Raw genomic sequence first — 9,525 nt, 5'->3', positions numbered from 1 at the left:
ATGCGAACGAAAGCCGCCGTTGCCCTTGCAGCGGGAAAACCGCTTGAGATCATGGAAGTCGAGCTGGACGGGCCGAAGGCCGGGGAAGTGCTGGTCGAGATCAAGGCCACCGGCCTGTGCCACACCGACGAATTCACCCGCTCCGGCGCCGATCCCGAGGGGCTGTTCCCCTGCATTCTCGGCCATGAAGGCGCGGGCGTCGTCGTCGAGGTCGGCGAGGGGGTCACCACGCTCAAGCCCGGCGATCACGTCATCCCGCTCTACACCCCCGAGTGCCGCCAGTGCCCGTCCTGCCTCTCGGGCAAGACGAACCTGTGCACCGCGATCCGGAACACGCAGGGCCAGGGCCTGATGCCGGACGGCACCACCCGCTTCAAGATGCTCGACGGCACGCCGATCTACCACTACATGGGCTGCTCGACCTTCGCCAATCACACCGTGATGCCCGAAATCGCCCTCGCCAAGGTCCGCGAGGACGCGCCCTTCGACAAGATCTGCTACATCGGTTGCGGCGTCACCACCGGCATCGGCGCCGTGATTAACACGGCAGGTGTTGAGATTGGGTCAACGGCGGCGGTCTTCGGCCTCGGCGGCATCGGCCTGAACGTGATCCAGGGCCTGCGCATGGCCGGCGCGGACATGATCATCGGCGTCGATCTCAATGATTCCAAAGCAGAAATGGCGAAGAAATTCGGCATGACGCATTTTGTTAATCCTTCGAAGGTAGAGAATACCGTGCAGGAGATCGTCAACCTGACGAAGCGCGGCGCCGACCAGATCGGCGGCGTCGACTACTCGTTCGACGCGACGGGCAACGTCAAGGTGATGCGCGACGCGCTGGAGTGTTCGCACCGCGGCTGGGGCGTGTCGGTGATCATCGGCGTGGCGCCCGCGGGGGCGGAGATCTCGACGCGGCCGTTCCAGCTGGTGACCGGAAGGGTCTGGAAAGGCACGGCATTCGGCGGCGCGAAGGGGCGGACGGACGTGCCGAAGTTCGTCGACTGGTACATGGACGGCAAGATCGAGATCGACCCGATGATCACCCACAAGCTGAAGCTCGAGGAGATCAACCACGGCTTCGACCTCATGCACGAGGGCAAATCCATCCGCGCCGTCGTGGAATTCTGAAGGGGCGCGGGGCACAGCCCCGCCCTACGGGACCGTCCCTGCGAAAAAAGCGGCGTCGCGATGGCGGCGCCGTCTTCTTTTGAGTATTTTCAAAGAGAAGAAACGAGGGAAGGCACGATGAAGAACCGCATACGCGAGCTCTACGCGGGAGACACCGACGCGGCGCATCGCTTTCGCTACGGCCTGCTGATCTTCGACATCGTCACGATCCTCTTCGTCATCGCCACCTCCTTCACCCGGCACGGGCCGGTGGTGGAGACCATCGACATGGTCTTTGGCGTCTTCATCCTCGCCGATTTCGCCGCCCGCATCTGGATCTCCACCAACCGGCTGCGCCTGATGACCCGGCTGACCACGCTGGCCGATCTCATCGCCGTGGTCTCCTTCCTCGCGCCGCTCGCTGGCGAAGGCCTTGGCTTCCTGCGGGTCATGCGCACGCTGCGTCTCTTGCACACCTACCAGCTCTCCACCCGGCTGCGGAAGGACTTCCCCTATTTCGAGAGCAACCACGAGGTGATCTCCGCCAGCCTCAACCTCCTCGTCTTCATCTTCATCATGACCGGCATCATCTATGCCACCCAGTACCCTCTGAATCCCGATATCCAGAACTACGCGGACGCGCTCTATTTCACCGTTACCGCGCTGACGACGACGGGGTTCGGCGACATCACCCTGCCCGGCACGCTCGGGCGCATGATTTCCGTCGTCGTGATGATCGCCGGGGTCACGCTTTTCCTGCGGCTGGTGCAGGTGCTGTTCCGCCCGAACAAGGTGCGCCAGCCGTGCGGCACTTGCGGGCTTGTGCTTCACGACGCCGACGCGGTGCATTGCAAGCATTGCGGCACCGTCATCCACATCGAGACCGAGGGCCAGACATGAGCGTCAGCATCCGCCCCGCCACGGACGTAGACCGTCCCGCCGTCTGGGCCCTGCTTGAGCCGGTGTTCCGGGCCGGCGACACCTATGCCATCGACCCGGACATTGCGGAACCGGAAGCCATTGCCTACTGGTTCGGGCCGGAGCGGCGGGTCTTCGTCGCGGAAACCGGCGGTTCGATCGTCGGGACCTATTACATGGTGCGCAACCAGAAGGGCGGCGGCAGCCACGTCTGCAATTGCGGTTACATCACCGGGTCAGAGGCCCGCGGCAAGGGTGTGGCGCGGGCCATGCTGGCACATTCGCTGGCGGTCGCGCCGGGTTTCGGCTTCCGGGCCATGCAATACAACTTCGTCGTGAGCACCAACCTGCGTGCCGTGGCGACCTGGGAGCGGGCCGGATTCCGGATCGTCGGACGGTTGCCGGGCGCCTTTGCGCATCCCACCGAGGGGTTCGTCGATGCCCTGGTGATGTACCGCGATCTGACGTGAAACCGGGGCATTAACACGTTTGGACGCAACGTCATGGCGGTTTCTTCTATGGTATCGATACCACAAAGAATTGCCATCTCGGAATATGTACGAAACTGCACCCGAATCGTACCAAACGACCGAGGAACGCAGGATGGCGACCGGATACTGACCCAGATGTCCTGGGGAAGATGAGAGCGTCGGACACCACATGATGTGCCCCGTTGCGGGGGGACGGTGCGTTAACCCCTGCGCGCGGTGCGTTAGTCCCGCGGCCCGGACCGAGGCCTACCGCACCCTGCAGTCCCGCAACCAGCCGTCGAGAAATCGCACGGTTTCGACGCCGGTAAAGCGGGCGACGCGGGAGAGTTCGGCCTCCAGCCGCGCCTGTCGGCCCTGCCCCCAACGCACGCCAGCCTCCGGCCAGAGCGCCGTGACGTCCAGCGTTCCTTCAGCCCGGTTCGCGGCCATGTCGATCCGGCCGACGAGGCGGTCCCCTTCGAGCAGGGGAAAGACATAATATCCGTAGGTGCGTTTCGGGGCAGGCACAAAGATTTCAATGCGATAGAAGAACCCGAACAGGCGTTCGGCCCGTTTGCGATCCCGCAGTGCCGGATCGAATGGTGACAGCACCCGCAGCCGTGCCGTCGGCTCTGGCGCAGCCAGAGCCTCGTCCAGAAGCCCAGGGAATGCCACACTTTTCCGCCAGCTGCCATCCGCGCCCTGGATCTCGACAGGCTCGATCTCGCCCCGCGCCAGTGCCGCCGAGACCCAGGTTTTCGCTTCCTCCGGGCGGATCGTGGCCCAGAAGGCCGACAATTCGCCGTGGGTGGCAAAACCGAGCCTTTCCAACGCGTTGCGGCAAAGCCAATCGACCGTTTCGGCTTCGGAAGGCGCCTGCGCGCGATGCTCTTCCGGGATCACCCGCTCCGTCAGGTCATAGATTTTTCGGAAGCCCTCCCGCCGCGTGACCGAAAGCACCCCGCTGCGCCAGAGGAACTCGAGGGCGGTTTTCGAAGGATGCCACTCCCACCAGCCGCCTTTGGACCGCGCCTCATCTTCCCCGACATCCGATGAACCGCAGGGACCAGAGGCGCGAATTCTCTCGATAACCTCTTTGAACTTATGAGAAAACTCGTGTCTCTGCCACTCTTCCCAGCGACTGTGCAACCGCGCCCGGTCGCGGTCGAAGCGGAGTTTCCAATGCGGGTAAAAGGCCGTCGGGATGACCGAGGCATCGTGTGTCCAGTGCTCGAAAAGCCCGCGCCGTTTCTCCAACAAAGGCGTGAGGTGACCCGGACGATAGGCCGGGCGGCGGGCAAAGAGGATCATGTCGTGCGCGCGCTCGACAGTGCGGACGCTGTCCACCTGGACAAATCCAAGCCGCTCTACAAGCGCCTGAAGATCCTCGCCTTTTCCGGGTCCGGAGGGAGTCTCGGCCAAGGCATGACGGTGCAGGAACACGCGCCGGGCGAGGGTGTTGTCGAGCCGGGTCACCGCCGCTTCAGCGTATCCCCGAAGGAGATGCGCGGGGTCAGTTCGATCACCTTCTGATCGGGTTCTGCCTCCCCCGCCACCCGCGCCGCGATGATCTGTGCCGCCTTCGTGCCGATCTCGGTGCGGCAGGCATCCATGGTCGCCAGTTGCCGCGGCAGGCCCTGCAGAAGTTCGACGCCGTTGAACCCCGCCAGCCCGATCTGCCCCGGGATGTCGATGCCCTGGTCCATCAGTTCCAGAAGGCCGCCCGCGGCAATCATGTCGTTGGAATAATAGAGAAAATCCAGTTCCGGATCACGTTGCAGCATGGCCCGCGTCAACTCCCGGCCTTTCGCCAGTGCCGAGCCGCCGGAATAGAATTCCTGGTCGACGACCTCCACGCCCTCCTTGGCCAAGGCTTCGGTGAAGCCCTCGAACCGCTTCCGGGCCCGGTGGTCGAGCGGCATCTTCGTACCCATGAAGCCGATGCGCTGGTAGCCCTGCTTGAGGATCGCCCGCGCCATCTCGCGCCCGGCGCGGCGGTGGCTGATCCCGACCGCACAGTCGATCGGCGTGCCATCCGTGTCCATGATCTCGACCACGGGAATACCGCTCGCCTTCAGCATCGCCTTCGATGCCTCCGAGTGTTCGAGGCCCGCGATGATCACGCCGGAGGGTCGCCAGGAGAGCATCTCGTACAGAACTCTCTCTTCCTTTTCAGGCAGATAGTCGGTGACGCCCACAACCGGCTGCAGGTCGGTCTCTTCGAGAACCGCGCTTATCCCGGACATGACTTCGGGAAAGACCATGTTGCGCAGCGAGGGGATGATGACCGCCACGAGGTTCACCCGCTGGCTCGCCAGCGCCCCCGCGATCTTGTTCGGCACATACCCGAGCGACTTGGCCGCTTCGAGCACCTTCTCCCGGGTCGCCTGGCTCACGTCTCCGCGGTTGCGCAGCACCCGGCTCACGGTCATTTCCGACACGCCCGACGCTTCGGACACGTCACGCAGGGTCAGCGGGCGGGAATCTTCGGTGCTCACGGGCCAAGGTCCTTTTTCTTTTGGACAATCGTTACCCTAATCTGTCCCCGGTGCAAGGCGGTTGCGGGATGACAACCCTGTAAAGGCAGGGTAAGAGCGGGGTCAGTGGTCCCGTGGCTCAACTGGATAGAGCAGCCCCCTCCTAAGGGGCAGGTTGCAGGTTCGAATCCTGCCGGGATCACCACCACCCTGCTATCAGGACATCCGAAACGGCGGCCCGGGCAGGCCGGGGCCGCCTGCGCGGATTCGGCGTCAACCGACGAGCCTGACGTGCGGCGTGGCGCGTTCCGCCCGGGACTGGGGCATGAGCCGGAACCGCTCCACGAGTCCGCTCAATACGTCGCCCTTCTGCTTCAGCATCTGGCTCGCCACCGTCGACTGCTGCACCATGGCCGCGTTCTGCTGCGTCACACGGTCGAGGTTCACGACCCCCTCGTTGACCTCGCCGAGTCCGAGGGCCTGCTCCTGTGCCGCGTTGGCAATGCCGCTGACCAGTTTCTCGATGTGCGTCACCCGTTCGACGATCTGATCGAGCGCTTCGCCGGCATTGTTGACCAGCCGCACGCCACCGCTGACCTGATCGACGCTTTCATTGATCAACGCCTTGATCTGCTGCGCCGCATCGGAGGATTTCTGGGCAAGGTTCCGCACCTCGGATGCCACGACGGCAAACCCGCGACCGCTCTCGCCGGCACGTGCGGCCTCCACCCCGGCGTTGAGCGCAAGCAGGTTGGTCTGGAAGGCGATGTCGTCGATCACGCTGATGATCTGCACGATGCCTTCGGAGGATTTCTTGATCGCGGCCATGGCCTGTACGGCCTCCCGCACGGCCTCTGCGTTCTCTTCGGCACCCGAGCGTGTGGCCGTAACCTGGTCCTCGACGGCGGCGGCGCTTTCGGCGGCAGCCCGGACACTCGTCGTCAGCTGATCCATCGCCGCCGCGGTCTGCTCCAGCGTAGCGGCCTGGCTTTCGGTCCTCGCCGAAAGATCTTGGGCAGCATCGCCGATTTCGGTGGCCCGGCCTTCGACCTCGGAGACGCTGGCAGCGATCTGGGCGAGCAGCCCGTTCATGTTCATCACCGTCGTGTTGAAGTCCGCGCGGAGTTGTTCGTAAGCTGGCGGAAACTGCGTCTCGATGGTCTCGCTCAGGTCGCCATCGGACAGCGCCCGCATGCTGCGGCTGAGTCTTTGGACAACCATTTCCTGTGCCTGACGCTCCGCCTCCTGCGCCGCCGACAGCGCATCCGCATCGGCAAGGCGGTGTCTGAATTCTTCTGCAGTGCGCGACAGACGGCCAACCTCGTCCCGGCGGTTCTGGAATGGGATCGGGATGTCGAACTTGCGCTCGCCGAGCGCGGTGATGGCTTCGGTAATGGCACGGATCGGCGGACCGACCTTGCGGACGGCGGCAATACAGATCGCGGCGGCCAGGATCGCGCCGACCGCTAGAGCCACCGTCGTCACGAAGGTTACCGTGGTAGAGAGATCCTGCGCCTCTGACACGGCCTCGTTCATGTCGCCCAAAGCCGACCTCTGCTGCTCGTCCACCTTTTCGACGAAATCCACGAGCGCGGCACGCATCTCGACCTGGGCGTCCTTCTTGGCCGACTGGAGGGCGCCATAGCGTTCGGTTGCCGCCTCGATCGCCGCGTCCAGCGCGGCTGTCATTCTCGGCAGCCGCCGGGAGGACATGCGCACGAACTGCGCCTCGGCCAATTCCGCGGAGCCGGCGGTGACGATGCGTTCGCTCACGTAGTCGATGACCTTCGCCTCGGCTTCGCCGTAGGCGGCGAGAAGGTCCGCGAACGCTTCATCCGGCGCAACATAGCTTTTGGCAAAGGCCGCAAACGCCGTCGTGCCGGGATCGGTGTTCAATCCGTCGAAGACGCCGAAGCGGCTCGCCTCGCCGACGGCGGTGACATAGTCGGCATTGCCGAGTTTCACGGCTTTCAGAAACTGCACGATCGTCAGGTTCTCGTCACCGACCTCGACGCGCATGGCGACTTCTGCCGCATGGCGCTGAACCGCAAGGTCTATGGCCGCAACAAGGCTCTCGTATCGCGAGTGGAGTTCAGCATTGCGCTGCGTTTCCAATGCGCTGCTCAACCTCTCGAGCAGAAATGCGAGGCGCTCTTCGGTCTCGGGCAGCACGCTGTTCTGGAAAAAGTAGCTCAGCGCCATGCTCTCGACCCGCGCCGCGTCGACCTCGAGTTCGGAGGCCACCATCATTGCGGGCAATGCGGTCTGCGCCGTCGTTTCGATCTTCCCGGCAATGGCGCGCGTTCCAAGAAGGCCCACAGCCCCCAGCCCCATCGCGATGAACAGGATCACTGTGAAGGCGAGGACGAGTTGAACGGAAATGGAACGCGCTATGCTCATCGGTTTCTCCGATTCTGGTGTTCAGTTCAGGGGTCTGAGGCTTCAGTTCAGATGCGAAAGGTGCGCGACGACCTCGGACAACTCGTCCTTGACCTGTACGAGATGCGCACGGTTGCCCGTTGCCTCGAACTCCCGCAGCGCGATCATGGCGGTGGCGGGGTGAATGATCGCATCCATATGGCTGACGACCGGGCCGAAGTGATCCAGATCGTCGGGCGACACACCGATTTCCTCCAGCGCCTCGCCATCGTGCCAGGCGTATTCGATGGCATCGAGCGACATCGCGATCATCTCGGGGGCGTGGTCGGCGACGAAGTTCATCAGTTCGGCGTGCTCCGGCGCTTCGACGGCATACGCGCGGGCCCCCTCGACACCCATGTCCACCAGGTCCTGCTGGAACGCCATGAGCTGCGCGACATCGACGGTATCCGCGCTGAGACCGGCGATGGTTTGAGCGACCAGGGATTGATACTTGCTGGCGTCGAGCGCGGACGCGCCGGTGGTCAGGGCCGCAGAGATGATAAGCCCGGAAAGGAAGGTCTTGAACATGGGTGCTCCTCAAGATTTTGATGGAGCCTTGTAATGCCGGAGAAGTTGCCATCGGCTTAATTTGACAGAAAGTCGATCCACCTCGCATCGACGCTCTGCCCGTCTGCGCGAAGCCTCTGATAACGAAATGAAAAGATTGAAAGTCTCGACCCATGCACCGCTATCCGATCCGCGTCGCAGCGCAATTGGCGCAGTCGTCCTATTCGGCGGGCACACACCCGTCCGTCGCGCCCCGGCTGGCACGGTCTCTGGACCAGGGGGATGTGCAGGCGCACCTGCTGGACAATGGTGTCCTTCTGATTCCGGGATCCAACTCCCTGATGGATTACCTGAAATTCAACCTTCGGGTGATGTGGATCGCCGGCAAGAAATACTCTTTCAGTGATCCCGCCTGCGAAAAAGGAGCGTCCGGAACGATCTGGCACCAGGGCTTTCTGCGGCATGCCAAGGTCATTTACGACTGGGTCGACTCCGGCGGCACGCGGCCGACCTACATCATCGGCCATTCGCTTGGCGCGGCGGCGACGCAGATCCTGACGAAGAGCTGGGGGGTTGCCGGAATCGGTTTCGCGGCCCCCCGCCCGCGCAAGACACGCGGGCCGGTCAAGAATGACGGCTACTGCCTGCTGATCAACCGCGACGATGATCCGGTGACAGGTTTGCCCGCGCAGTTCAACCACATGGGCATCGTACACCGCGCCCGGGCCAGCCGGTCATCGCTCGGACCCGATCATGCGATGAAACACTACAGAGCGGTGGTCGAGGAGGAGCAGGGCAGCGGCATACTCGGAGAGCACTGGCCCGGGTAGATCCATGCCGCCGAAACCGGATACCGGAATGTGACTTGGCAAATCAAAGCGCCCGGCGCACTGTGATTCCGGAGGCCAAAACAATGCCCTACGCCCGATATGCCATCTATTTCACGCCGCCTCCCGGTGCTCTGGCGCAGTTTGGTGCCGCCTGGCTCGGCTGGGATATGGCGACGGGGGACAGGCCGAAAGCGCCGGATGTGACCGGCCTCCCCGCACCGGCCCATGATCTGAGCGAAAAGCCCAGCCGCTATGGCTTCCATGCGACGATGAAGCCGCCGTTTCACCTTGCCGAAGGTGAGACCGTCAAGGCGCTGGACATCGCGCTCCGCGCCTTCTGCGGGCATGCAAGCCCGGTTGCGTTGGACGGGCTGTCTCTGACGCAGATCGGGCGATTCCTGGCTCTGGTGCCGGAGGGAGACGATGGTGCGCTCAGGGCGCTTGCAGCGGACGTAGTCCGCGAGTTCGATCCTTTCCGGGCGCAGCCCTCGGATGACGAAATGGAGTGGCGGCGCGGCCCGTCACTGACGAAGCGGCAGCAAGAAAACCTGGACGCTTGGGGCTATCCCTATGTCATGGACGACTTCCGGTTTCACATGACCCTGACCGGCCCCCTCCCGAAGCAGGTCGCGGAGGTCGCCCGCGCGGCCCTGGAGTCCCATATCACGCCGATCCTGCCGCGTCCGTTCGTGATCGACGCCCTGACCCTCTGCGGGCAAGACCACGAAAGTGGCACGTTCCACAGCCTCGCCCGCTACCCGCTGGCCGGATGATCCGGTTCGACGGGTGATTTTC

9 protein-coding genes and 1 tRNA gene are annotated in these 9,525 nt (G+C 63.7%); 6 read left to right on the top strand and 4 right to left on the bottom strand.

Going from position 1 to position 9,525, the window contains the following annotated elements; translation table 11 throughout:
- From ACP159_RS17190 to ACP159_RS17180, 3 genes are all read left to right on the top strand, one after another.
- The coding region (locus ACP159_RS17190) for an S-(hydroxymethyl)glutathione dehydrogenase/class III alcohol dehydrogenase (RefSeq protein ID WP_425100966.1) at positions 1 to 1,128 on the top strand (1,128 nt) is incomplete at its 5' end.
- Positions 1,129 to 1,245: 117 nt separating this feature from the next.
- Positions 1,246 to 2,007 carry a potassium channel family protein gene (locus tag ACP159_RS17185; protein ID WP_425100965.1) on the top strand — a complete coding sequence of 254 codons (762 nt, stop codon included), beginning with the start codon at positions 1,246 to 1,248 and terminating at the stop codon, positions 2,005 to 2,007.
- Positions 2,004 to 2,495, top strand: a complete 492-nt coding sequence (locus ACP159_RS17180) for an N-acetyltransferase family protein (RefSeq protein WP_425100964.1) — start codon at positions 2,004 to 2,006, stop codon at positions 2,493 to 2,495. Before ACP159_RS17185 ends, ACP159_RS17180 begins: the two co-directional genes overlap by 4 nt.
- Before the next feature lie 267 nt (positions 2,496 to 2,762).
- On the opposite strand, the gene ACP159_RS17175 is transcribed toward ACP159_RS17180, so the two are convergent.
- Together ACP159_RS17175 and ACP159_RS17170 are read right to left on the bottom strand one after the other, a co-directional pair.
- Entirely contained in the window at positions 2,763 to 3,971 is a 1,209-nt protein-coding gene (locus tag ACP159_RS17175; RefSeq protein WP_425100963.1) for a winged helix-turn-helix domain-containing protein, read from the bottom strand.
- A complete protein-coding gene (locus ACP159_RS17170) occupies positions 3,968 to 4,993 on the bottom strand; it encodes a LacI family DNA-binding transcriptional regulator (RefSeq protein ID WP_425100962.1) in 1,026 nt (341 codons plus the stop codon). The genes ACP159_RS17175 and ACP159_RS17170 overlap by 4 nt, the downstream gene beginning before the upstream one ends.
- A 107-nt stretch (positions 4,994 to 5,100) precedes the next feature.
- Between ACP159_RS17170 and ACP159_RS17165 the strand changes: the two genes are divergently transcribed.
- Positions 5,101 to 5,177, top strand: a tRNA-Arg gene (locus ACP159_RS17165).
- Between the two features lie 68 nt (positions 5,178 to 5,245).
- On the opposite strand, the gene ACP159_RS17160 is transcribed toward ACP159_RS17165, so the two are convergent.
- Together ACP159_RS17160 and ACP159_RS17155 are read right to left on the bottom strand one after the other, a co-directional pair.
- Positions 5,246 to 7,372 carry a methyl-accepting chemotaxis protein gene (locus ACP159_RS17160; protein WP_425100961.1) on the bottom strand — a complete coding sequence of 709 codons (2,127 nt, stop codon included), beginning with the start codon at positions 7,370 to 7,372 and terminating at the stop codon, positions 5,246 to 5,248.
- 42 nt (positions 7,373 to 7,414) lie between these two features.
- Positions 7,415 to 7,921, bottom strand: coding sequence for a hypothetical protein (locus ACP159_RS17155; protein ID WP_425100960.1), 507 nt, complete (start codon positions 7,919 to 7,921; stop codon positions 7,415 to 7,417).
- A gap of 152 nt (positions 7,922 to 8,073) precedes the next feature.
- On the opposite strand from ACP159_RS17155, the gene ACP159_RS17150 reads away from it, so the two are divergent.
- Together ACP159_RS17150 and ACP159_RS17145 are read left to right on the top strand one after the other, a co-directional pair.
- Positions 8,074 to 8,730: a hypothetical protein gene (locus tag ACP159_RS17150; RefSeq protein ID WP_425100959.1), complete on the top strand. Its 657-nt coding sequence runs from the start codon at positions 8,074 to 8,076 to the stop codon at positions 8,728 to 8,730.
- An 83-nt stretch (positions 8,731 to 8,813) separates the two neighbouring features.
- Positions 8,814 to 9,503, top strand: a complete 690-nt coding sequence (locus tag ACP159_RS17145; protein WP_425100958.1) for a DUF1045 domain-containing protein — start codon at positions 8,814 to 8,816, stop codon at positions 9,501 to 9,503.
- The last annotated feature ends 22 nt before the right edge of the window (positions 9,504 to 9,525 follow it).

Source organism: Tropicibacter sp. S64, assembly GCF_049803835.1.
GTDB lineage: Bacteria > Pseudomonadota > Alphaproteobacteria > Rhodobacterales > Rhodobacteraceae > Pacificoceanicola.
This window is presented reverse-complemented; position numbering and strand designations above follow the sequence as displayed.